The sequence below is a fragment of the Flavobacterium sp. 140616W15 genome, assembly GCF_003668995.1.
GTDB lineage: Bacteria > Bacteroidota > Bacteroidia > Flavobacteriales > Flavobacteriaceae > Flavobacterium.
Map to the genome: position 1 here is coordinate 2,759,240 of NZ_CP033068.1, position 23,863 is coordinate 2,783,102.

General features: G+C 30.0%; 22 protein-coding genes and 2 tRNA genes. 5 read left to right on the top strand and 19 right to left on the bottom strand.

Annotated elements, in window-relative coordinates; all coding sequences use genetic code 11:
• Positions 1-419 precede the first annotated feature (419 nt).
• The 3 genes from EAG11_RS21755 (at position 420) to EAG11_RS11755 (ending at position 2,124) form a co-directional block, all read left to right on the top strand.
• Complete coding sequence (locus tag EAG11_RS21755) at positions 420-596, top strand: hypothetical protein (protein ID WP_164998700.1); 177 nt, start codon at positions 420-422, stop codon at positions 594-596.
• A 268-nt stretch (positions 597-864) separates the two neighbouring features.
• Complete coding sequence (locus EAG11_RS11750) at positions 865-1,503, top strand: hypothetical protein (protein WP_129539346.1); 639 nt, start codon at positions 865-867, stop codon at positions 1,501-1,503.
• A complete protein-coding gene (locus EAG11_RS11755; protein WP_129539347.1) occupies positions 1,504-2,124 on the top strand; it encodes a hypothetical protein in 621 nt (206 codons plus the stop codon).
• 255 nt (positions 2,125-2,379) lie between these two features.
• Here the strand turns inward: EAG11_RS11755 and EAG11_RS21950 are convergent, their stop codons facing one another.
• The 11 genes from EAG11_RS21950 to EAG11_RS21760 form a co-directional block, all read right to left on the bottom strand.
• A complete protein-coding gene (locus EAG11_RS21950; RefSeq protein ID WP_207209597.1) occupies positions 2,380-2,835 on the bottom strand; it encodes a hypothetical protein in 456 nt (151 codons plus the stop codon).
• A 166-nt stretch (positions 2,836-3,001) separates the two neighbouring features.
• Complete coding sequence (locus EAG11_RS11770; protein WP_129539348.1) at positions 3,002-3,781, bottom strand: DUF2971 domain-containing protein; 780 nt, start codon at positions 3,779-3,781, stop codon at positions 3,002-3,004.
• Positions 3,782-4,118: 337 nt separating this feature from the next.
• A complete protein-coding gene (locus tag EAG11_RS11775) occupies positions 4,119-4,811 on the bottom strand; it encodes a M48 family metallopeptidase (RefSeq protein ID WP_129539349.1) in 693 nt (230 codons plus the stop codon).
• Between the two features lies 1 nt (position 4,812).
• The gene (locus tag EAG11_RS11780) at positions 4,813-7,971 is read right to left on the bottom strand and encodes a type I restriction endonuclease subunit R (protein WP_129539350.1); all 3,159 of its coding nucleotides are present in this window, start codon (positions 7,969-7,971) and stop codon (positions 4,813-4,815) included.
• Between the two features lie 105 nt (positions 7,972-8,076).
• Positions 8,077-9,321, bottom strand: coding sequence for a restriction endonuclease subunit S (locus EAG11_RS11785; RefSeq protein ID WP_129539351.1), 1,245 nt, complete (start codon positions 9,319-9,321; stop codon positions 8,077-8,079).
• A 2-nt stretch (positions 9,322-9,323) separates the two neighbouring features.
• Positions 9,324-10,841, bottom strand: a complete 1,518-nt coding sequence (locus tag EAG11_RS11790; protein WP_129539352.1) for a type I restriction-modification system subunit M — start codon at positions 10,839-10,841, stop codon at positions 9,324-9,326.
• Entirely contained in the window at positions 10,834-11,427 is a 594-nt protein-coding gene (locus tag EAG11_RS11795) for a restriction endonuclease subunit S (RefSeq protein ID WP_129539353.1), read from the bottom strand. The genes EAG11_RS11790 and EAG11_RS11795 overlap by 8 nt, the downstream gene beginning before the upstream one ends.
• A gap of 52 nt (positions 11,428-11,479) precedes the next feature.
• Positions 11,480-11,920: a hypothetical protein gene (locus EAG11_RS11800; RefSeq protein ID WP_129539354.1), complete on the bottom strand. Its 441-nt coding sequence runs from the start codon at positions 11,918-11,920 to the stop codon at positions 11,480-11,482.
• Positions 11,889-13,091 carry a nucleotidyltransferase gene (locus EAG11_RS11805; protein ID WP_129539355.1) on the bottom strand — a complete coding sequence of 401 codons (1,203 nt, stop codon included), beginning with the start codon at positions 13,089-13,091 and terminating at the stop codon, positions 11,889-11,891. The genes EAG11_RS11800 and EAG11_RS11805 overlap by 32 nt, the downstream gene beginning before the upstream one ends.
• Positions 13,081-13,848 (bottom strand): HU-CCDC81 and SPOR domain-containing protein, encoded by a 768-nt coding sequence (locus EAG11_RS11810; RefSeq protein ID WP_129539356.1) that lies wholly within the window; start codon positions 13,846-13,848, stop codon positions 13,081-13,083. The genes EAG11_RS11805 and EAG11_RS11810 overlap by 11 nt, the downstream gene beginning before the upstream one ends.
• An 11-nt stretch (positions 13,849-13,859) precedes the next feature.
• Positions 13,860-14,012 (bottom strand): hypothetical protein, encoded by a 153-nt coding sequence (locus tag EAG11_RS21760; RefSeq protein ID WP_164998701.1) that lies wholly within the window; start codon positions 14,010-14,012, stop codon positions 13,860-13,862.
• A gap of 454 nt (positions 14,013-14,466) precedes the next feature.
• Here EAG11_RS21760 and EAG11_RS11815 point away from each other — a divergent pair, with 454 nt between their 5' ends.
• Positions 14,467-16,191 carry a DUF262 domain-containing protein gene (locus EAG11_RS11815; protein ID WP_129539357.1) on the top strand — a complete coding sequence of 575 codons (1,725 nt, stop codon included), beginning with the start codon at positions 14,467-14,469 and terminating at the stop codon, positions 16,189-16,191.
• Positions 16,175-18,466 carry a DUF262 domain-containing protein gene (locus EAG11_RS11820; RefSeq protein ID WP_129539358.1) on the top strand — a complete coding sequence of 764 codons (2,292 nt, stop codon included), beginning with the start codon at positions 16,175-16,177 and terminating at the stop codon, positions 18,464-18,466. The genes EAG11_RS11815 and EAG11_RS11820 overlap by 17 nt, the downstream gene beginning before the upstream one ends.
• Before the next feature lie 41 nt (positions 18,467-18,507).
• Here EAG11_RS11820 and EAG11_RS22845 read toward each other — a convergent pair whose 3' ends face one another.
• The 8 genes from EAG11_RS22845 to EAG11_RS11855 form a co-directional block, all read right to left on the bottom strand.
• A complete protein-coding gene (locus tag EAG11_RS22845; RefSeq protein WP_371414642.1) occupies positions 18,508-18,648 on the bottom strand; it encodes a hypothetical protein in 141 nt (46 codons plus the stop codon).
• Between the two features lie 383 nt (positions 18,649-19,031).
• A complete protein-coding gene (locus tag EAG11_RS11825; RefSeq protein WP_129539359.1) occupies positions 19,032-19,454 on the bottom strand; it encodes a helix-turn-helix transcriptional regulator in 423 nt (140 codons plus the stop codon).
• Between the two features lie 248 nt (positions 19,455-19,702).
• Positions 19,703-19,787: transfer RNA gene (locus EAG11_RS11830), tRNA-Ser, on the bottom strand.
• 140 nt (positions 19,788-19,927) lie between these two features.
• Positions 19,928-20,015 (bottom strand) — tRNA-Ser (locus EAG11_RS11835).
• 152 nt (positions 20,016-20,167) lie between these two features.
• Positions 20,168-20,566 (bottom strand): acyl-CoA thioesterase, encoded by a 399-nt coding sequence (locus EAG11_RS11840; protein WP_129539360.1) that lies wholly within the window; start codon positions 20,564-20,566, stop codon positions 20,168-20,170.
• A 5-nt stretch (positions 20,567-20,571) separates the two neighbouring features.
• Positions 20,572-21,705: a 3,4-dihydroxy-2-butanone-4-phosphate synthase gene (gene ribB / locus EAG11_RS11845; RefSeq protein WP_129539361.1), complete on the bottom strand. Its 1,134-nt coding sequence runs from the start codon at positions 21,703-21,705 to the stop codon at positions 20,572-20,574.
• Between the two features lie 2 nt (positions 21,706-21,707).
• On the bottom strand, positions 21,708-23,159 hold the full coding sequence (locus tag EAG11_RS11850) for an LptF/LptG family permease (RefSeq protein WP_129539362.1): 1,452 nt from the start codon (positions 23,157-23,159) through the stop codon (positions 21,708-21,710).
• Between the two features lie 7 nt (positions 23,160-23,166).
• Entirely contained in the window at positions 23,167-23,856 is a 690-nt protein-coding gene (locus EAG11_RS11855) for an outer membrane lipoprotein carrier protein LolA (protein WP_129539363.1), read from the bottom strand.
• Between the last annotated feature and the right edge of the window lie 7 nt (positions 23,857-23,863).

Here is a 23,863-nt window from a genome sequence, read left to right on the forward strand (position 1 = left end):
TGCCGTATTTGAATTGATTAAGTGGATTTTCTCTGTTTAACAATGTTTAATTTAAAGAGCCTAGCCATTGCGCTAGGGTTTCTTTTTATTAAATTATTATTAGTAATATTAATAATATTTGTATAGTGCAAATGTAATTAAAATATGTATTTAAAATACACCCGCGCGTAAAAAATTTTTACACATTTTTAAAAGTGTAAGTATTTTTGATATATTTGAAATGTGCTGTTCCACATGCGAATTTAAAATATGAATCATATTAAATCCGATAAACATGAGTAAGAACAAACACAAAAACAAAGCTTTAAGAATTAACTTGAATATCAGTCTACGATTTTTCTGGTTCTTCTTTTAGATTAAGTTATAGAGCAAGTAGTAATTATTTGCTCTTTTTTATTTAACTCTTAAAACTCTATACCATGAATGAAGATCAAGCACAAACTATGATTGAACTACTAGTCGAGATTAGTAATAAACTAACAGATATTTCAAAAAAGATATCTTCTGAATATGAAGTTTATGATATTAGTGAAAAAATAGATAAAGTGGTTTCAAGTGTAGATGATGTTGTAAGAAATACATCTAATTTATCTTAGTTGACTCATATACCTCTGTTTCTACTTTTCTAATAACCTCTTTAAATTCTTTTAAACTTAATCCTTTTAAAAGAATACTGATTTCCTGTGCTATTTTGTTAATTTTATTTTCCATAATGTTTTTAAATTAAAAAATCCGCTAAGAGTAGCGGATTAAAGTTTGTAATTATTTGTTAGTGTATTATTGTATATAGTTACCATTAAAAAAAGTAAAGATATTTTAAGCACATTTAAGGACCATTCAATTAACGCTTTTATTTCTACTCTATTGGATGCAATATTAACCAGCCTTTTTAAAATTGCAAAAAATATTTTAAAGTTTGTGAAAACTGCTTTTCATTCCATCTTAAAGGCAGTGAAAATAATATGTTCTAGTGAATTTTCCTGGGAAGTTAGATTAAAAGAAGCTCTAAAAATACTAGGAGCTGCTGTGGTTATTTTAATAGGTGTAGCACTAGACGAAATTATTGAAAAAGCATTAATAAGTGCATTTCCTCCACTTGCTTCTGTAGCCAGCTATATTTCTCCAATTTTATCCGGATTAATTGTTGGATTAGCTTCGGTTTTAATTATTCAAGCTTGGGACAAATATAAAGATAGATTTATCTTAAAAACAGATGACAATATTTTTAGATTAGAAAATCAAAAAGTACTTTCTAATACTCTTTTAACAAATAACAATATCATAAGGTCAAATATTTCGTCATTAAAAGCAGAAGAAAGTATATTTGCTACAAAAAAAATATTTGGTAACAGCCTTCCTATTTTTGAATCGCTAAAAGCTGAAATTGAAGAAGCAAAAAAAAATATAAATCAATTAAAAAACGAGATTAAGACAGAGTCTGAAAAAATTGAAACATCTTTAGATAAAAGTCAAGATTTGCTTTACCAACTAAACTTAGCATAAATGACTGGAAATATATTTACTGATCATATTGATAATCTTGATCTTATAGAAAAGAATAATGAGAAGTCAAAAAAACAAATAACTCATTTAAAAGAGACTCTGGATTTAATGTCAAGACAACTAAAAGTTCTTTCCGATCAATCACAAAAAGAACGTTTATTTGGACTATATAAAACTATAGATACAGAAACATTGTTAGAAATGATTAACTCTCAAACTCGACATACATCGACATTGATTAATTCAATTTCACAAATATCCTCAATTTCAAATGAGAACATCGTAGACATAAACAAAATGATGAGGATATTATTAAGCATTTCCCAATCAATTTACTCTGATATCGTTACAAACAATAAAACATCGGAAGAGATTTATAATGAATTAAAATACAGTAAATCCATATTTCTAAAACATAATGACCAATTTAATCTATTTATAGAAAGCACTATAAATAGAGCAGTTAATGATAAAAAGAGATATCAAAAACTCGATAGCCGATTAAATAAATTGGAAAAAACCGGATTAGTAGAAAAAAATACTAAACTAATTTTAGGAGGGTTTATATTTCTTTCTATGATTATTTTAGGTTTAGCAACTTTTATAATTATTAAACTGTAAAAAAAACATCTATAACTATTTTGCACAAAGTCAAGAATCTAGCACACATTTTATTTAATTTTTGATGCTAGCTTTTTCTAAGCCATTATTCTTAGTAAATAGTTTTTTTTAATAGGCTAAGAAAAGTTCCAAGATCAATAATGGATGGTCTTCACAAACACCTTAAAAAAAGGTCTCAATAATGAACTCAATCAATTGATATTTATATAGCTAGCAATATTAAATGTAAAATGTTTTTTTTTGGTAGTGGTGCATTTATTTTATTGAAAGATATTCCGATAATTTTATTCCTTTATTTAGTTCTGCAAAATATGATTCATGAATTTCAGATATTTTAATAATTTCGTTAATAGAATAATTCTTCATTTTAATTAGTTTTCCATGTTTAATTCCAAATAAGAAAATGGAAGCAACAGTTTCTCCTGTTTTTGCATTTTCATAATTATCTTTTAGGGTTTTTCCTAAAGCATTTAATTCTATTTCATCACTCTCAAAAATTACTTCATCTCTTAGTTTAATTCCCTTATTTAGTTCAGCAATGTAGGAATCATTTAATCCTGACTCACTAATAATATCTTTAGAAGAATAGTTGTTTTCTCTAATTATTTTTCCGTATTTAACTCCAAATAGGTGAATTTGAACAACTTTTTCTCCATTATAAGCATTTGCATAATTAAGTTTTAAGATTTCAGATAATTGTTTAATTTCCATAATTGATTTATGATTTTTTTAGTTTATTAATGCAAGGGCTATTTTGTTTTATTACATTTGTAACTAAGCCTATTATTTGGGTTTACTACTTGATCCCTAATATAAAATCAAACTTTCCATTATGTTAATTACCCAAATAGGTTGTATTAGTTACTATAGCCATTATTTATTCAATGTCTTCAAAATTTAATTGAAACTTATATTCGTTTTTTACGGCTTGTTTTAATTTAGTATCTGGATAATATTGGCGCATAATTTTCATCAAAGTCTTCTTGTCATTTTCGGAAATATTACATCCAAAAATCATTTCTTTAAGACAAATTTTGTTGAATTTATAATTGTCTTTTTTACTTTTAAGAACTCTAATTTCACCTTCATACTTCCACTCGTCAGATTTTGTGAAAAACATTTGATTCACAAAATCATTTTTATCTTGCAAGTAATTGTATTGTGGATATTCATTGGCATAAATAACTCTCTTTGCTGGAGTAAAAAATTCGACGTCCTCCAATATGTCAAATTTTAAACATATTCCTTTATGAGAATCTGCATAATGTGCCCACATCAATAAATTGTCGCAGTTGGACATAAAGCAAGCAATACCTTTTTGATGAGCTACTCTTTTAGCAACTTTGTTAAGTAAGATTCCAAAATCAAGATTAGAAATCTTAGCCGTTTCTATTCCTTCTAATTCTTTTTGTGAAAATTTCTTTTTGAGGTAAGTATCATAATAATGTTGAATGGAAGAGTGTTGTGAATCATTGAAAGTCATATTTATATCACAATCAAAAGGATCATTAAAATCCATAGGATTTGGAAACCACATTTCTCCATTTATTAATGTATCGAATAAATATCGATTTACAGACCTCATTCTATATACAAACTGAGGCAATTGGTCATCAATAACCATTTTACGAACAAGTTTTTGGTATCTACTTTCCATTAAATTTGATTTTATGATTGGTTAGAACTTCTCTAATACTAATCCCCTAACTACAGACCTATGCTCATTAACAAGGAATTTTAATATTTACAATACTAAGCAAAAAAAGTATAATGGAAATATGGTTTTCCGTAAAATGGAATGTATTTTTTTTACTTTATCAATATTTGGTATATGTGATCTCTGAATAAAATAATATAGAGACTATTTTAAAGTATTTACAAATGGTCACAGGAGAGTTGACAAAATATTAATATTTTTTTTACTTATTTATATTGTTAACAGATATTCTGAATTAAGTACTTATTTAATTCCGATTATCTAGATATAATTATTTTTAAGCAAAAGTATCTAACTTTTCTTTTCTTTTTTCCCAGTCCGGCATCATTGTAGTCAATAAATTAAAAAAATCTGGATTATGATGTTTGTAAACTATATGACATAATTCATGCATAACCACATATTCAACGCAACGTTTCGGCGTATGTATTAATTTGGGATTGAAAATAAGCTTGTTTTTAATAGTACAACTGCCCCAACGAGTAGGCATTTCCTGAAAGTAGATATCAATTGGTGCTTCATATTTTAAAGAGAACTTTTTAATTATAGGTTTTGCAATTTCGGTAATTTTAAAAATAGCTCTTTGGTGTAACCAATTTTCAAACAGTTTTTGTGCATTTTCTTTTTTTTTGACTGAAATATGAAATAAATTTCCTTTATATCTTACATCATCTTTTAGATCTTGTTCAACTACTAATTTATATTGCCTACCTAAATAAATTACCGAGTATCCTGACTTAATTGTTAAATCAATATTAATAGTATCCATACTAAGAAAGTAGGATTTCTTTTTTAAAATCCACATTGCTTTTTTAGATACAAATGTCTTAATTTTATCTATAGGTGTGTCTGTAGGAGCTGTAATTATAACCGTGGTATCTGGTTGTACCTTAATCCCTAAAGATTTTCGATTAGCATACTTTAATTCGAAATCGATATGATGTCTCCCGAAAACAATTTGCTCATTCATTTTACTCTTTATTTGCAATAGCGATTTCAATTGCTTTTTTTGTTAATTCATCCGCTTTTTCTAAAGATAAATCTATTACATCCATTAAATAATCCCCAAATTCTAATTCAATTTTATTGATGATATCTACACGTTTATGCCAATCAACTATTTCACAATTAGATAGTATTTCATCAAACATCAACGTTATTTCTGTCTCTCTATCTTTCAATTCTATCTCTTCTTTTAGCAAGTGAAAAATAGCTACTTTTCTACGTTTGTCTTTAATTATTTCAGGCAGATCATTTGTTGCTCCTTTTAATGCTTGATCTTTCAAATTTTTTAGCTTTTTTAAGGCATCCAATTCAGAAAGACGATTAGCTCTCATATCAATAATAGTTTGTTTAATTAATTCTGATAGTTTTTTGAATAAAATGGGATCAGAATCAATATTTATGGAAAGATATTTGGAGGTAGCTGCTGCAATTTTTTCGGCTTTGGCTCTAGGGCCAATTAATTTTTCGACTTCTTCTTCAAAAGATTTTGAATCTAAAATATCAATTGGATCAACAAGTCTTATAACTTCTTCCGTAATTACATGTTGATCTAGTAATTTTTGAAGTTGTTTTTCATATTGAGAAAAACTTACTGTATCTAAATAAGTACTATTAGCTGCAACTCTAATATCTGCAAATTTTTTAAGCTCATTTTTATATTGTTGTATTTCAGCAATAGAAGTATTATCGTGAAATTCAACTGTTGCTAACGCTATTTTTAGAATACGTGCAAAAACACTGAATTTATTATAGAACTCTTCTCGTAAAGCATCATCCGCTAAAAATGAAACATATTCATCAATATTATGTTTGTTTTTTATAGGTTTGAAGATTTCAATGACATCAGCATAAGCACGAGGCAGCTTATCAATTTCTTCTCCGATATTTTTCATTGTACCCTGTAAATCTTTAGGATCAAAACCATCGCTATCATTGGAATACGTTTCAATAGCTTCTTGCAATTCTTCCATTACTCCAGCATAATCTATGATATATCCAAACTCTTTTCCGGGATAAACTCTATTTACCCTTGCAATGGCCTGTAGTAAGGTGTGCTCGCGTAGTTTACGACATAAATACATTACAATAGTTTGTGGGACATCAAATCCGGTAAGTAACTTATCTATAACAATTAGTAATTCTATATTTTCCCCATATTCATATTGCTGAATAATCATTTTATCTATATCCTGACCATACTTTGTTTTAAGCAATTCGTAATATTGATTTACTTCAGGTGCTTCGGAACTGTGAACATCTTCATTGTTTTCTCTTGTATCGGGAGCAGACATGATGACTTCAGTGGTTACTTTAGCAATTAAATCAAACGCTTTTTTGTATTTCACAGCAGTTAATTTATCAGGACAAACCACCATGCCTCTAAAACCAGAATGCTCCCCAGTATTATCTTTTCCCCAATTGCTTTGAAAATGTATACTAATGTCCAATGCAGTTTGAAAAATATTTTGGTCTGTTTTAGAAATTAAACCAGCTTGACTCATTTTCTTTTTGAGGTCCACTTTATGATAGTCTTCTAAATTTTCCATGACCCTTTCAACACCTTTATCTAATGCTGTTTTATTTACATCTTGTATTGCTAACCTCCCTTCATACAAAATAGGTACAATGGCACCATCCTCAACAGCTTCTTTTATAGAATATTCGTCAATAATTCCTCCAAATTTATTAGCAGTATTTTTTTGTCTTTTCATTAAAGGTGTCCCAGTAAATACTATGAAACAAGCGTTAGGTAAAACTCTTTCCATGTTCACATTGAAAACCCCATGTTGTGTTCTATGTCCTTCATCAATAAGGACAAAAATATTTGGGCTCTCTAATTGATTTTCTGATAAACTTTTAACAGCAGCATCAAACTTATTTATAATGGTTGTAATTACGAAATCGCCATTACCTCTTAAAAGACTTACTAATTGTTTTCCCGATGTAGCATTAATGACATCAACTTCTACTTTTCGTAAGGTCGCTGTAATTTGTCTGTCTAAGTCAATTCTATCGGTTACTAAAATAATCTGTGGATTTCTAATTGTATCTTTAATTTTTCGAGCAAGCATAGCCATGGTTAATGACTTACCACTTCCTTGTGTATGCCAAATTACGCCACCCTTTCTTTTTCCATTTCGAATGGGCTTTATACGATCAATAATTTTATTTATAGAAAAGAATTGCTGAAAACGAGCTACTTTTTTAATTATACCAGCTTCAAATAAAACAAAATCTTTAATAAACGGCAGTAAGCGTTGCTGGCTTAGAATACCATAAATTAATATGTCCTGTTGTGAAGGTGCTACATAAAGATCATATTTTTCTTTATAAGCTTTATAATCATATTTGCTTCTATTATCTGAGGTCTCAAATAATTTATATTCAGTTTCCTTATCTAATGGTTGATTTACAAGATTCTCAATGTTTTCGCTAAATGAAATATCCTTTTCTTTCCAAACAGCCCAAAATTCTTCTTTTGTATTGGTAGTGGCATATCTTGCCTGTATTAATGAAGTTGCCATTAGAATCTGACTGTAACAGTACAGATTTTGAATGCCGTTTTCTTGTTGATTTCTAATATGTTGCGAGATAGCTTGTTTAATAGGCTCTTTAATTGTTGAGCTTTTACATTCTATAATTACCAAAGGTATACCATTTACAAATAATACAATATCAGGCCTATAGCTGTCTTTTCGCCCCGTTCGCATTACTGAAAACTCTTCGGCTACATGAAAATAATTATTGTCCAGTTTCTCCCAATCGATGTATTGAATAGTATGACTCTTTTTATCCCCATCAATTGATTGTTCTAGAGCTTGTCCATATAGTAACAAGTTATAAATATAATTACTTGCATGAACCAAGCCTTCCATTAGAGGAATATCTTGTAACTTTTGTATTGCCCTTTCAATATTAGAAGGTTCGAACTTAACTTTTTTATTTCCTAGCTTAATTTCATTTATATAAATTAAACGTTCCCTAAGTATATCTGTTAAAATGACATTACTTAATCTACCGTCACGAAATGCTAATGCTTCCTCTGAGGAAAGATATTTGTATCCTAAATTAATTAGTAATTTAAGTGCTGGTATTTGTGATATATTGTTCTCTGTAAATGCCATTATATGTTACTTTGGAAATTTAGTGCTATTTGTCCATTTTTTAAATGACAGGTTTCATTAATATAGATTGTTTTTCCCATAGTTTTAAAAACCTTTTAATTATTATTAAACCAATCTTACTTTACCTGTTAACAATTGTTGCATCAAGCCTTTTTTCTGTTTTTGTAAATCAGCTAATTTTTGTTTTTCTATTTGGATCTCTTTTTGTGCTATATCAATGATCTTTGTTATCTTTTCTTGTTCAAGAAGTGATGGCAAAGTAATTTTCATTTTTAAGAATGATTTAAAATCAAAAGTCATCTTTTCGATATGTACACCGTAACTTGCAATGTATGTTTGGTGGTAAAATGATTTTTGTTTTGACACATAATCCAAATAAAACGGAGTTAAAACTTTTTCGTCTTTAATATTTAATATCACATAAGAACCAGACACATAATAATCTTCAAACTCTTTCCTTACGATTGATGATGCCCCATGAACAATTTGCATTTTCGATATTAAAAAATCATTTTCTTTTACTTTAACCAATTGTTTAACCTCGATTTGATGTCCAAATAATCTTTGTCTAGCGAAAACACCACCTGATCTTCTTTTAATACTTATAAGTTTGTAAATCTTTGAATCATCCCATTGTTCTTTTCTTGTAACTTGCTTGATAAGTTGAGAATACTTAAACTCTTTCCAATCTTCATTAAACCCAGGCAATCTTTTTTTACCTGTAAGCAACTCTTTCATTATTGCCTTTTTAAGAATTTCTTTTGCTTTAATTAACGTTATTTGATTTTCTATCGCTTTATCCCAAGTAGAAAGACAGTTAGCTATTTCTTTTTGTTCAGGAAGGGGAGGGAAAATAATAGGTAATATTTTAACTAATTTTGCATTATAACTTTGTTGTTTAGTTCCTTGACAGTATCTGAAGGCTAACTTATCACCATTAAAGGCATAGAAGTAAAATAAATACATTTTGTCAAGTAAATGCTTATTTGGATAAAGTGCCATACATGACTGATTAGAAACAGATTTTTGTCCAACGATTCCACATGCACCTCTCACCTTTTCGGCCTCTAAGCCAGTAATAGCTATTAAAAATGTTCCCGAATCTAAAATCTTTAAATTACTATTTTTAATTGCCTGTGAAGTAACTCTTTCCTTTGTTATATTTATCACATTATAGTTCAATTCACCACTTGTTATCCAATTTATGTTTCCATTAAAATACTGAGGAATTAAGCGACTAGGTGTACTTCCTGAGCTAAATCCTGAAATGCAATCCTGAAATGTTAAAGAATTCCAATCCAATGGAATAGCACCATAAAAGCTACTTTTTATAATTTGTTTTTCTGCCATTGTTAAAAGAAATTAAGGTATTTTTTCATTTCTTCTTTTACAGCTGCTAGTTCTTTTTCTAGTTCTGTAATAAGAATTTGGGTCGCTGTTAAATCAATTTCTGGCTCCTCTTCGTATGTGTCTACATAGCGAGGAATATTTAGGTTAAAATCATTTTCTGTTATTTCAGCCAACTCTGCTATGTAGGCAAATTTATCTTCAATCACACCTTTGTCCATCAGTTGATCGTGAAACAATGTATAAACCTCTACAATATGTTGGATATGATTTTCGCCTAAAATATTTTGGTTTTTGCCTGAATTAAAATTCTTACTGGCATCTATAAACAGAACTTTTTGTTTATTTAGTTTCTGCTTATTAAAAATTATGATCGCTGCAGGAATACCTGTACCAAAGAATAAATTAGAAGGCAAGCCTATTACGGCTTCAATTAAGTCTTCTTCTAAGGTTTTCGTACGAATTTTTCCTTCGGCAGCACCTCTAAACAATACTCCATGTGGTACCACTACACCGGCTTTACCAGAAGTATTCAGAGACTCTAACATGTGAGTGATAAAAGCCCAGTCTCCTTTGGATTTAGGAGGCAACCCTCTCCAAAAACGGTTGTATTTATCGGTTGCTAAATCTTCTGCTCCCCATTTGTCTAAAGAAAAAGGAGGATTGGCTACTACGGTATCAAATAACATAAGTGCATCTCCCTCTTTATGTTTCGGGTTTCTAAGAGTATCGCCCCAACGAATAATAGCACTGTCGTAACCATGTAAATACATGTTCATTACAGCTAATGCCCAAGTGCTACCATTTGCTTCTTGTCCATAGAGTGAAAAATTATTATCACCTACTTGACGCCCTGCTTTAATTAAAAGTGATCCAGACCCGCATGTAGGATCGTATATACGAGAACCTGGTTGTGATTTTGTTAATTTGGCTAATAATGTTGATACCTCAGCTGGGGTAAAAAACTCTCCTGCTTTTTTACCTGAATCGGAAGCAAAATTGGAAATTAAAAATTCGTATGCACCACCAATAACATCGTTATTTTCAAGATGAGAAGACGAAAGGTTTAGAGGTTTAAAATCATTTAGCAAATTACGTAATCTAGCTACTTTTCCTTTTTCATCGCCCAAATTTGAGCTATTGAAATCGATATTTCTAAAAATATTAGATCCATCATGTCCGCCAAGTTTTTCCCTATTAGCTTCTTCTAACTCTGCCAAAGCATGGTTGATCTTTTCGCCGATCTTAGGATTGCTACGGTTTTCGTATAAATAATCAAAACTCGATTCATCTGGAACTACAAAACGTTCACGCTCTAATGCTCTTTTCACACGCTCTTCATTGCCATCATATTTTATAGTATATTCTTCTTTTTTCTCATTGTACACATCTGTAACATATTTTAAAAACAACATAGTTAAAATATAATCTTTGTATTGGGACGGATCTATGGCTCCACGGAAAGTATCACAGGCCTTCCAAACGATATTGTTGATGTCTTTTTGACTAACTTTATTACTCATTTTTAAGTTTTTTATATGTTATTGCGTTGATGTAATTTTCTTCTAAGGTGATTAATTCTTTTTGAAGTTTTATATGTTGTTTTTTAAGGAGGTCTAATGCTACAATTTGTTTTTGCGTTTCAAAAGTAGGAATAATAATTTCCAAGTCTCCTAATTCTTGTTTAGTAATCGAAGGCATTACCTGAGTCACCATTTTAGAATCAAACACTTTTAAGGTTTCTGTATGATTCAGGTACCATACTAGGAATTCAGGTAAAACAGCTTCACTATTTAAAGTTAAAACTAGAAAAGTAGCACTTGCAATGGTGTGATCATATTCGTTTTTGAATAAACTAGCAAAAAACCGTCTGCCCTTAGCATTAAATACTACCTCTCCGTACTGCAAGAAGTTTTTTTCTATAGACGTTTTGAACAAAACATTGGGTTCAAGATCATGTCTTAAAAAACCATCATCATCAAAATCCGAAGTACCAATCATTCTCACGTATGCATCTGACAGGAGCGTTTCGTCGTTATTAGCTGTTTTAGAGACTACCATTCCTGACCGGATATTCACAATTTCTGTTAATTTACAAGATGTTTTCATTTCATTATTTATTATAAAAAAGCTCTTTGCTCTACGCAAAGAGCTTTCAAATTTAATTCAAATTATGAGGATGTTCTGGTCCTATCCAAACTTTATGCTCAAGATATTTATCATAATAATATACCCATTCTGAAATCCATGGGATTACATCTATTAATTCCATATATGGTTTGCCATTTAAATCTTTAATTGGATGATATAAGCAAAGTGTACCATCAGCATTAAAATGCGTATCAAAACTTTTTTTAAGATTTTTAGTTTCAACTCTTATACGTTCAAAGCGACCTGGTAAAAAAGGAGAACAAAATATTGTAAAATCATATTTTCTGTTATTCAATTCTAAACTTCCCTTACCTTCAATACTTTTCCCTTTTAGTTCAAATCTTAACCATTTGAATTCTCTTTCACATTCAATTAAGGTTTTGTACAAAAAACCAGCCCAAAATTTTTGGGCTCGTTCTTTAGGACTGAGCATAAAATCTATGTGTAGCATTTTTAACTCCTGTAGAACCGTTAATATGGCCATTCGAATCTGTATAAGCTGCACCTGCTAGCAAATTCGTTAACATAGGTTTTCCTTTTAATCTTTCTTCTAACTCAACTAACCTTTGTACATTTTCTTTGTAATAGCCATTACCAAACAAGTCCTTGTAATTATTTTCATTAGTATCAGCGCCAATAAAAGCATTTAGTTTTTTATCAAAATCTTCAACAAAACCTACAAAACTTTCATAATGTTTATCCTCCCAAGAATCGGTAAAATTTTCTCTTTTGTCCGCATCTTCATGATTATCTACCGGATTATAAACTGCAAATTTTATTTTTCTAAATTTATAATCATTCGCTAATTTTTTCAACTTAAGCACTGCATTTTTTAAAGCCTCCTGAATTGAAAAATTACCTTCATGACATTGTGCCAATAAAGTGGTCAAAACAATACTTGATACTGCAGGTTCTTTTGAAGTATCTCTGTTTTGATAATATAAATCACGGTATCGCTTTACAATTTGAACAGTACGCTGTAGAGGAGTTTTCAAATAGATATCCAAAGGTAAATCCTCTGTTTCTATTTTCGCTTCCAACATTAAATTATATCGTTCCTGAAGTAAGAAACTAGATTTGTTTCTTTCCGCAATTTCTTTAAACCATTCACCATATCCTTTAGGATGGGTACGTGACCAAGAAATTCTACGGTTATCCTCAGGAATCATTAATCTATTGTTGTTTAAAGAAATCATGCATCCTGGCAAAATATCCATATGAAAATCGCTATTGTAATCAATGCGTACACAACGATTTTTTTTCTTTAAGAGTGTTTTATATGTATCATGATTACTTAATACACGATATAATTCATCATAAATCTCTGCAGGTGTGTGGTTTAAATATGAGCTCTCAATGTGAAGAACAATATCTAAATCAAATTCTTTGCCCGGAAGGGGTTTAATCGTGGTACCTATTAATAAAGAGCCTTGTGCATATACATTAATTGTGAGGTCTTTAAAAAAATCTTCATCCTTTGACAGTACAGTATTTACAGCCCTGTATGCAGATTCCATTTGTTGTTTTCGAGTTGCATCTAACTCAAGGTTTGCTGCTATGATAGCTAAAAGCTCATCTTTTTTATATTCTTGTTCAGTATATTTTTTCATATTATTTTTCATTGATTAGGTATTTAACATGTGCTCCAATTTTAGCAATTTGCTCTTCATTTTCCATTACTAACTGTTTTTCGATTTCGCTGATGTCAACTATCATAAAGTCATCATTCAATTTGCGAGGATTTTCTAGTAGTTTTTTTAACTCTACTTCTTGCTCTGAATTTGGAAGAAACTCTACAATGTCATAAATCAATACTTCATAACACTGATGATGGGGACTATAACCAAATACCTTCATCACTTTTTGTACTTCTCTAAAAGATTTAGTGTAAAAGATGTTTGGATCAAATCCAAGGTCATTAATAAGTTCTTCATTAAACTCGCGTTCATAGGTGGTTTCACGGTTTTTTCTTGATTCAAACCATTTGATAACATCCAAAGTATATTTACCTTTGACTCTAAAGCGTAGGTCATTCTGGCTCACATCATCAGATTTTATTCCTTTCGAAGAACAGTCTTCTTTATATCCCCATTTCTCAAATTCTGAAAAGCTGTTCATTTTTTTGTAAACACCTCCAACAGGTTGAAGTTGGTCTTTGATACGATGACCACGAACTAATAAAAATTTTGAAGTACCGGGAATCTTAATCCTGATTAAATAACTTATTGAAAACCTAACATCTTCATGTTTGATTTTTGTAAAATTGGATTGTAAATAGGTATATAAATAATTTTTGTTATCTAGCAACGACTCTGTTGCTTTTTTTACAATAACCTTACCTGCAGCCATACCTAAAACTGCTAAAATTGTGTTTGCCATTAGCTTAAATTTTATAATTTAATATTATCTAAATCGCTTAATGGAATATTATAATCAATGAAAACTTGCATAAAATCATTAGATTGCATAGTTTTGCAAAACGTAAAAAGACTATAATATTCAAAATCATGGAGGTGACCAGTCTCTATTTGTACTTTAAGCATAGTACGGATTTTTGTTAGTCAACAATTAAAATTTATCAAAACCAGAAACTATTGGAGTAGTATCTGGTTTTTTTTATTCCCAGTAATTAGATTACAAAGGTAGGATGTTTTTTTAGATAAACAACTCGTATTGCAAATAATATTTAAAGTACAATGATTACAAAAGTAATTATTTAAATATAATGTACTATTTTTCAATGTTTTATATATATATTATTAGGTAGTTTTTTATTCGTGTTATTTTTAAATAAATACCATTTGTAAGAAAATAATTCGAAAAATAATTTTACGTTTAATTACGTATATTTGTATTTTGAAATCATATCTACATTCCAAAACTCTTAATCAGGGTCTCTTGGTTTTATTATTTAAAAATAAGATCAAGAGATCTCTGTTTTATTTAAAGTTTTATACTGAATTCTTTTATCTTACATTTACTTAAGAATCTGTAAAAATGAATAAAACAACATTTAAAAGTATAAGAGAATATTTTGCCTCAGGAAATCAAAATTTTGTAGTTCCTAATTATCAACGAGGATATAAATGGTCTGTAAAAAATAACGACGATTTATCTGCTGTTGAAAAACTATGCGATGATCTAATTAATGCTATGAAAGAGCAAAATTATTTTTTGCAAGGCGTTACAGTCAGTGAAGAGGATGATCAAATTATTCTGATTGATGGACAACAGCGAACCACAACATTATACTTAATACTTTGGTTTTTGGAAGTTGATTTTTTTAATAAAATCACTCTAAAATATGATGTAAGAGAAAAGCCTAAAGAGTTTATATCAAAACTAAAAGAAACTGAATTTGATTATAAAAATTTTGATTCAAAAAATTCAAACCAAGATATTTTTTATTTCAAGAAAGCAATTGAACAAATTGAAAATAAGTTAGGTAATATTGAAAAAGATTTATTCACTCAATTTTTGCTCGAAAAAGTTAACGTTCTGTATATAACTATCAGTAAAGAAAAAGCAACAAAAACTTTTACAATGATGAATGGAGCAAAAGCAACTATGCTTCAGGAAGAACTAATTAAATCTGAAATTCTCAGGCAAATTTCTATTCCATTAATTAATCAAAAATCGATTTCCACATCTATTGATGAAAATTTAAGTGAGTTAAAAAATATTATTTCTATCGATTGGGAAACAAATGCAAAAAGAAGCAGATATGCGCGAGAATGGGATAAATGGTTGTATTGGTGGAATCAAAAAGAAGTTCAAGTTTTCTTTAATACTGAAAAACCTTTAGGTTTTTTACTGCAATTTTATTTTTACAAAGGCCAATCTATACATGCTGATACCACCTTCATTCAATTTAAAGAATTATTGAATAGTATGTCAGCTATTCAAATTTTTAAGAAATTACGCGATTTACAAAAATCCTTTGAAGATATCTTTAAAGAACCTAAAAGTCATAATTATTTAAAGTTGTCTTTACTATGTTCTTCTGGATTATCTGATGTTTTTGATATTATTAATTTCTTCTTTTTGAATAAAGCAGAAAATGATAAGCTAAAAAGCTACGCTCAATGGCGACTAGTTGGTGCTACTCACAAAGAAATAACAAAAGAAAAAGAATTGGGAGAAGATGAGGAAAGAAAAGAACAAAAAGCCCTTATAGTGATGAATAATTTGTCTGATAGATTTCTCTATAATAATTTCTATGATATTGCCCTTAAGCAATTATTAAGATTAAATGTAGAAGAAGACAACAAACTGTTTAGTGGAAAAGGAAGGAAATTTGATTTTAGTATCTATGGAAATAAATCATTAGAACATATACATCCTAAGTCTAAAGTTTTTCATTCAAAGAAGGTTAATGAAAATGATTTAGAGAAAATCTTATATTATGATGGGAACAATAATCTTTTAAATGATAAACCGTATGAAAAGCAATGGTTAGATAGAAGTCTTTTGAAAGATTGTACTGAACATAGCATTGGAAATCTTGTTCTTTTAGATAAAAATGAAAATTCAAAATTCAATGATAAACCATTTGACAAAAAAAAAGATATATATTTTAATGTAAATGAGGGATTTAAAAGTCGAAATTTACTTCATTCAATAGCTGTTTTTGCTAAATCGAGTTGGATAAAAGATGATATAGAAGATAATCAAAATAAATTTCTAACACGTTTTAAAAAAGATTATGGCATTTCAGAATAATACATTACAAAGTGGTAAAGAATATACATTGTCACAAATCTTTTCAAGCAATCACAAAATCATCATTCCAGATTTACAAAGAGATTACTGTTGGGGAGATAGGGCTTGGAATAAGGATGTCGATAAATACACCGAATTAGTTTCTGGATTTTTAGAAAGCCTTATAGAATCCTATAAAGAAAACGCAGCAAAAGATTTGACCTTGGGGCTGATTTATGGTTATGAAAGTCCAAAATATCACATCCAACTTTGTGACGGGCAGCAACGGATTACGACTTTGTTTCTGATTTTGGGAATTGTCAATCGTAAAACGGAGAATCACTTTCAAAATAACCTTATTTCAGCTGAGGAGCTAAATAGCGATAGAAGCCCTTATCTTCAATATGCGGTCAGAGAAAGCACTCTTTATTTTTTGAGTGATTTGGTTTGTGAATATTTTTTGAAATCAGAAAATCAGATCTCGTTTTCTATGATAGAAAATTCACCTTGGTTTTTCTCAGATTATAACCTGGATTCAAGTATTAAAAGTATGTTATCGGCTATAGCAACTATAGAAGATGTATTTGATAAATCCATAGAAATTAATTTTAAACAATTTGGATACTTCATTTTGAATAAACTCCAACTGTTATACTATGATATGGGGAACAGAATGCAGGGAGAAGAAACTTTTGTTATTATAAATACAACAGGTGAGCCATTATCTGCAAGTGAAAACCTGAAGCCAATTATTATAGGGAATATTGTTGATGAACAAAAACGAAAAATAACTTCAGATGAATGGGAGGAACGAGAAGAATGGTTTTGGCAGAACAAAACGAAAGAGGAAGCAACTTCTGACGATAGTATAAATCAGTTTTTTATTTGGTATTGGCAAGTTCGTCTTTTGCAAGAAAAAAGTTGGAAAAACAAAACTGGATATCCTTTAAATCCTCGTGAATTATTTACAAAAAAGCCAAAAACGGACGAAGAAAACGAAGAAAACCCGGAAACAGAAAGATGGGAAGAAAGCATTCAGACAATTACCATTCATAAGTATTTTAAAGCTTTTCAGAAACTAATTAATTTAAGTAAAGATGAAAAATTTGTAAGTGTTTTGAAAACAATAAAAAATGAATCAATATCTGTTTCTTGGTTTCGAAATGCTGATTTGCATGTCGTTTTACCGTTGATTGCGTATTTGGAGAAATTCCCAGAAGCTAATTTGTTTTATGAGTTTACCAGAAGAATCAGAAAAAACCATTTTGATGAAAAACGCAGAAGAGGAAATAATGTGGACTGGAGGCATATCATACAAATTATAGAATTTTCCAAAGCTGAAGAAGAGGTTTTGGTTTTTAAAACAAAATCAAATGGAACAATTGAATTTAAGAGTATTTCAAATGTTGAACTAAAAGAATGGTTTACGGAGGATGAACAATTTAAAAATTCATTGAAAAAGCAATATAAGTCTGAAATTGAAAAATGGGAGGACCATATTGATCTAATGGGAAATCTTTCACCTCTTTGGGAAGCGAATACAAGTAGAGAAAATAGTTATGGAAATTTAAAAGCTATTTATGATAATTTTGAATTGTTGTATAATAGTTATAATGAGAAGGAAGCAATGGGGAATCCAATACTTTCCAATTATATTAGATTTTATCGAGTATTAGTGGAAGAAGATGTTAGGATCGGACATATTGATAGGACTTCAGGTATGCTTGGAACTTGGTTTTCTTGGAAAAGCAACAATGATACTGCTTATCTAAAATATTTAAAAATTTCAGACTTTATTACTCTTTTTAGTATTGAAAAGGAAAATTTATTAAATGAAATTAAGCACAGGCTGAGAAAGAATTTTGTAAAAGATAATTTTGTCATATCATCAGCTAACTACTCAGCTAATCTACATTTAAAATGCTGGCTATTTTTAAAAACATTACAAGCGGAAAAGTATAATGTTTTACTCTCGCATTATGATGGTAATGGCATTGCTTCTTATTTTGATAATAAAAGAAACAAATTAAATAGTGAACTTGATTTTTCATTAGCAAATTCTATTTGTGGATATGGTATAAAAAGTGGTTTTGGTGCAGGGAATGAAATAAGGTATGCTAGTGATTATTGGGGAAGTCAACACTGTTTTGATACTCCGATAAGCAATTTTATTACAAAAGAAGAATTTGTAAGTCGAGAAAATAAGCCAATTCAATATGAAAAAGTTGAAATGATAAATAATGAAATTCAGGAATTACTAAATAATTTTTATTCTGAAGATAATTTAATTATTTAAAACAATTTGAGTAAGTACAAAAGACGAACATTTCAATTGATTTACTTAAAGATATCGCTGTCAAAAAAATCTTTAAGTGTTATTCCAAAAGCGGTACAGATTCTGCCAATAGAGTAAATAGATATTCCTCTTGTAATATCTAATTTTTCCCAAGCGTGAAAATTTTGTCTATCTATCTCAATATCATTTGCTAGACCAGATTTATTTTGACTTACTTTTCCCCTAAGCTCTTTAAGTTTTTTTTATCTAATCTCTTAAAATTATATCTTCTGCTCTAAGTTTACCCATATAGCAATCTGAATTGGAAAACAGCATATTCATCAATGCATTGTCATTTCTCAATGGAACATATCTTACTACAAAAGTAGTATTATCTTACAATCTGCTTCTAGGGCTTCAGGCTGGGGCCAGCATACGATATAACGATAACAGGCTTTCCAAAAACGTAACCAGCCTACTAAGTATTTACAGTCCATATAACACAAACGAACATTAATCGACTCTATTTGTGTCTAACGGCGCGGTCAGATCATATATTCATGAACCACTACACTTATCGATATATTTATTTTTTATCAAACATTTTTTCTAATCTCAACATCATATCCTCTTTTTCTTTAAGCATACGCTCATATAGGGCAATTTTTTCGTCATGAAGCTTTAAAATAGTTTCAACAGGATGAAAAACAGGATAAGTATTTACTACGGAACCATTATCATTATTTGTAATTGTATTACCAATGATATTAATTACTTGTTCTTCGTCAAAATTCTCAATAGCTTCAACAGGTATTTTAAGAATTTGAGCTACTTGTCTCAATATCTTGGTTTCTATAGCTTCCTTTTGTTCTAGTAGAGATATTTTCTTTTGGTTCCAGTCGTCACCAAGTTCATACGCAAGTACCTCTTGCTTTATGCCTAGCATTTCTCTGAAACGTTTTATATTTCTGCCTTGGTGTATTTTCTGGTTGCTATTTGTGTGTGCCATAGTTTCAAAATTAAAATAATCTATAAGAGTTAAAGGTAACAAAATACTCCTAAAAAACAGAATCTGATCTGTAAAATACATTTTGTATGTTTTATATACCCTTGTAAATATCTTGCTTTATGCTTAAATGTAAAAGATAATAGATATTGAAAATGCGAATAAAAAAAAGTAAAAATAACTCGTAAGTAATTTTTTTAAAGTTAGGAAAGTACCTAAATGTAAAAAGCACCTCAATGAGGTGCTTTCCGCGGAGAAAGAGGGATTCGAACCCCCGGACCTGTTACAGTCAACAGTTTTCAAGACTGCCGCATTCGACCGCTCTGCCATTTCTCCAGTATGTCGCTTTCGTTATCTGATTGCGAGTGCAAATATAAGATGCTTTTTTGAATTATAAAAACTTTTTTCAACCAATTTGAAAATAAAATAATGCTATAAAAAAAGAAACCCGAAACTTACGTTTCGGGTTTAAATACTGGCGGAGAAAGAGGGATTCGAACCCCCGGACCTGTGACAGTCAACAGTTTTCAAGACTGCCGCATTCGACCGCTCTGCCATTTCTCCAGTATGTCGCTTTCGTTATCTGATTGCGAGTGCAAATATAGGACGCTTTTTCGATTATAAAAACTTTTTTAAGGCTTTTTTTTCATTATTATTTACTCGTTTTTCAAGTATCTAATTATCAGTATTTACGAGAACAAAAAAAATCGTTTTTATTATTCTGGATTATCCAAAATCGCCACTGGTTTTTTATTTTCATCAACTGCAACAAACGAAAAAGTCCCTGAAACTACCGTTTCACGAAGTTCTGAATACATTTGTTCCATAAAAATATCGACATGAATTTTACAACTTGTTCTTCCTACACTAATAACTTTAGCCACTAATTCGATTAAAGTTCCTGCTGGAATTGCTTTTTTAAAATCAATTTGCCCTGTAGATATCGTTACTACTTTCTTTCGGCTAAATCTGGTAGCGCATATAAATGCAACTTCGTCCATAAGATGAAGTGCTGTTCCTCCAAATAAAGTATCATAATGATTCGTTGTACTCGGAAAAACTGCTTTAAAAATACGCGTTTCAGACTTTATAACTCTTTCTTCAAATATTCCCATATTACTTAGTAGCTAACGTATTCTGTTATTTCAAGTCCGTAACCTATCATACCAACACGTTTTGTTTGTTCTGTATTAGACACTAATCGGATTTTAGAAATATCAATATCATGTAAAATTTGTGCTCCGATACCATAATCTTTACTATCGATAATCACTTTTGGCGCTTTCATCACTCCTTGAGCTTGCAACATTTTAAGCTCTGTGATACGGCTCAATAAATTTACAGCTTGCATATCTTGATTAATAAACAACACTGCTCCTTTTCCGTTCTCATTAATCACCTTGAACATATCGTCTAATTGTTGCTCAGGATTATTAGTCAATGTACCTAATAAATCATTATTTACCTGTGAAGAATTAATTCTTGTAAGGATTGATTCTCCTAAACTCCAATTCCCTTTTGTTAATGCAATATGAATTTGTTTATTGGTAGTTTGCTCATACGCTCTTAAACGGAAAGTCCCGAAACGAGTCTCTATGTCAAAATCTTCTTTCTTAACAATTAAGCTATCATGTTGCATTCTATAAGCAACTAAATCTTCAATAGAAACCAACTTCAAGTTAAATCTCTTTGCAACTTCTACAAGTTGTGGCAAACGAGACATTGTTCCGTCTTCATTTAAAATCTCACAAATTACACCTGCTGGTTTAAATCCAGCTAATCTTGCAAAATCTATAGCCGCTTCTGTATGCCCTGTTCTTCTTAATACTCCACCTTGTTTTGCTACCAATGGGAAAATATGACCTGGCCTTGCTAGCTCATGAGGTTTTGTATTTGGATCTGTCAACGCCAATACAGTTTGCGATCTATCAGAAGCAGAAATCCCAGTAGTAACTCCATTTCCTTTTAAATCAATAGAAACTGTAAAAGCAGTTTCCATATGATCGGTATTATTAGTAACCATCGGTTTTAAATCCAACTCCTTACAACGACTTTCTGTTAATGGCGCACAAATTAATCCACGTCCATGTGTTGCCATGAAATTAATCATTTCAGGAGTTACTTTTTCTGCTGCAGCAAGAAAATCACCTTCATTTTCACGATCTTCATCATCTACTACAATAATTACTTCACCTTGACGAATAGCTTCAATAGCCTCTTCAATAGTATTAAGTTGTATTTTATTTGTTGACATAGTTAGGTTTTGTTTTGAGAAGGAATAAACTTCTCAGAGAATTTTTTAAATAACTTATTTAATGGCGTCAAAATAGCATCCATACTTATTAACCCAATATCGTTTGTAGCGCGATATGTTAATAAAACAGCTAATGGCGTAAGTATAAAAGTAGACATCCATGCCCCCATAAAAGGAGTCATCCCGTCTTCTTGTGAAATTCTTTTTCCGAAGGTATTGATAAAGTGGAATGTAATAAATATCAAAACTGCAAAAACTATTGGCAATCCTAGTCCACCTTTTCTAATAATTGCGCCAAGTGGTGCACCAATAAAAAACATTAAAAAACAAGCAAAAGCAATTACGTATTTCTCGTAAAGCGCCATCAGGTGTCGATTAATATTTCGTTGTTTTTCTTTTAATTCATTTTTTGTAGCATCAATAGAATACATTGTACTTGTAAGATTACTATTTGCTACTTTAAGTATTTCTACCTTTTTTTCATTATTATAAAGCGATAAAAGATCATTTGGCAATGGCTTTTTCTTTTTATCAAGCTTAACAGCTGGTAGTCCTTTTGCAATTCCTACTTTTTGATTTATGTTTTCTGAAAAAGAAAGAATTTCAGTATTTAGATTTTTAGTCAATGAATCCAAAGTATAACGTAATTCGCTAGCATTTAGCATTCCGTTTGTATTACCAACATCTTGATTATCCTCTACTTTATTTAGTTCAGATAAATCTATGTTAATAATTTGTTTTTTAAATGCTCCTTTTATGAAAGGCATCTTGCTTCTATCTTCGTATTTCTTTGGTGTTACATCTTGGTAATAATACCCATCATTAAGTACCAACTGAAGAATACTAGACTTATCATTACTTATTAATTCACCAGTTTTAGATTTAATAACCGTTTTATTTTCACCGCTATTATTTGCCTTTTCGTGAATAGTAACCCCTGTAAGATGATTTCCGTTTGTACCTGATTTTTTATTTACCTTAATATTATAAAAGCCCACATCACTAAATTGCCCTTCAGCAATTGCCATTGCAGGCTTAGCTTGTGCAATACTTTTCCTGAAGTTTATAAACTTATATTCAGCGTAAGGAATAACATTGTTTGCAAAAAGAAACGCTACTATACTCAAAAAACATATGAATACAAACAAACCTCTCATGGCTCGCTGTAGCGAAATCCCTGATGCTTTCATTGCTGCAAATTCATAGTTTTCGGCTAAATTCCCAAAAGTCATAATCGAAGCCAATAAAACAGATAATGGCAATACCAACGGAATAATTCGAGGCATCGAGAACAATAAGAATTTAATAACTAAAATTAAATCCAAATCTTTACCCGCCAATTCGGCTATAAAGAGCCAAACGGTTTGAAGAATGAATATAAAAAATAGAATTACAAATACCGTAGCAAATGTAAGAAGGAAAGTCTTTAATAAGTATTTGTCTAATATTTTCAACCCGTAATTAATCTAGTTTATTGATATAGTAATTTGGATATTTACTTTGCACAAAGGTAAACTGATTTTTTGATAATGGCTGATTGGTTTTAAAAGAATTAACGGTTAATGTAGTTTTTGTTCCGTTCTTTCCCATTTCGATTAAATTATAAATATGCTTTGTTTGCACATCAATCCCTAAAAGGATTTCTTTGCGCTGATCCTTAGCACTTGTTGGAATTAATTTAATGTACTGGATTTTTCTTCCTTTTACATTCTGAACAATATCCATTGTATATTTATAACCCGAGTTAAAGAAAGTCAACATTTTTGAAGGCGTAATCGCATTATCATCTTTCTCATTGACTTTAGAAATAGTAATTTCTTCATCTTCTGGAACGATTGTGTATGTTTTTTGACCATCAAAAATCTTCGTAACTCCCATAAAATTTAATACAAACTGATTTCCTTTTATGGTAACATTTCCTTTACTATCCTGATTAATATTCTCTTTACTATTATTCAGACTGTATTTAAAATCAATTACAATATTATCATAGCTTTTTACCTTTGCTGTAACTTGATCCAATAATTCTTTGGCTTTTTTATCTTGAGCCTGAGCAGAAAAAGTAACAAGGAATAAAAAAACAATTTGAAAAACCTTTTTAGTCAGGTTATTTACATTGCTTTTTTTGAAGTTTAGAATTGTTGATTTCATGATTTAA

What these genes read in the sequence shown, in the direction of transcription:
- EAG11_RS21755 (WP_164998700.1), top strand. Translation starts at nt 420, where the DNA reads ATGAATGAAGATCAAGCACAAACTATGATTGAACTACTAGTCGAGATT.
- EAG11_RS11755 (WP_129539347.1), top strand. Translation starts at nt 1,504, where the DNA reads ATGACTGGAAATATATTTACTGATCATATTGATAATCTTGATCTTATA.
- EAG11_RS21950 (WP_207209597.1), bottom strand. Translation starts at nt 2,835, where the DNA reads ATGGAAATTAAACAATTATCTGAAATCTTAAAACTTAATTATGCAAAT.
- EAG11_RS11770 (WP_129539348.1), bottom strand. Translation starts at nt 3,781, where the DNA reads ATGGAAAGTAGATACCAAAAACTTGTTCGTAAAATGGTTATTGATGAC.
- EAG11_RS11775 (WP_129539349.1), bottom strand. Translation starts at nt 4,811, where the DNA reads ATGAATGAGCAAATTGTTTTCGGGAGACATCATATCGATTTCGAATTA.
- EAG11_RS11780 (WP_129539350.1), bottom strand. Translation starts at nt 7,971, where the DNA reads ATGGCATTTACAGAGAACAATATATCACAAATACCAGCACTTAAATTA.
- EAG11_RS11785 (WP_129539351.1), bottom strand. Translation starts at nt 9,321, where the DNA reads ATGGCAGAAAAACAAATTATAAAAAGTAGCTTTTATGGTGCTATTCCA.
- EAG11_RS11790 (WP_129539352.1), bottom strand. Translation starts at nt 10,841, where the DNA reads ATGAGTAATAAAGTTAGTCAAAAAGACATCAACAATATCGTTTGGAAG.
- EAG11_RS11795 (WP_129539353.1), bottom strand. Translation starts at nt 11,427, where the DNA reads ATGAAAACATCTTGTAAATTAACAGAAATTGTGAATATCCGGTCAGGA.
- EAG11_RS11800 (WP_129539354.1), bottom strand. Translation starts at nt 11,920, where the DNA reads ATGCTACACATAGATTTTATGCTCAGTCCTAAAGAACGAGCCCAAAAA.
- EAG11_RS11805 (WP_129539355.1), bottom strand. Translation starts at nt 13,091, where the DNA reads ATGAAAAATAATATGAAAAAATATACTGAACAAGAATATAAAAAAGAT.
- EAG11_RS11810 (WP_129539356.1), bottom strand. Translation starts at nt 13,848, where the DNA reads ATGGCAAACACAATTTTAGCAGTTTTAGGTATGGCTGCAGGTAAGGTT.
- EAG11_RS21760 (WP_164998701.1), bottom strand. Translation starts at nt 14,012, where the DNA reads ATGCTTAAAGTACAAATAGAGACTGGTCACCTCCATGATTTTGAATAT.
- EAG11_RS11815 (WP_129539357.1), top strand. Translation starts at nt 14,467, where the DNA reads ATGAATAAAACAACATTTAAAAGTATAAGAGAATATTTTGCCTCAGGA.
- EAG11_RS11820 (WP_129539358.1), top strand. Translation starts at nt 16,175, where the DNA reads ATGGCATTTCAGAATAATACATTACAAAGTGGTAAAGAATATACATTG.
- EAG11_RS11825 (WP_129539359.1), bottom strand. Translation starts at nt 19,454, where the DNA reads ATGGCACACACAAATAGCAACCAGAAAATACACCAAGGCAGAAATATA.
- EAG11_RS11840 (WP_129539360.1), bottom strand. Translation starts at nt 20,566, where the DNA reads ATGGGAATATTTGAAGAAAGAGTTATAAAGTCTGAAACGCGTATTTTT.
- ribB (WP_129539361.1), bottom strand. Translation starts at nt 21,705, where the DNA reads ATGTCAACAAATAAAATACAACTTAATACTATTGAAGAGGCTATTGAA.
- EAG11_RS11855 (WP_129539363.1), bottom strand. Translation starts at nt 23,856, where the DNA reads ATGAAATCAACAATTCTAAACTTCAAAAAAAGCAATGTAAATAACCTG.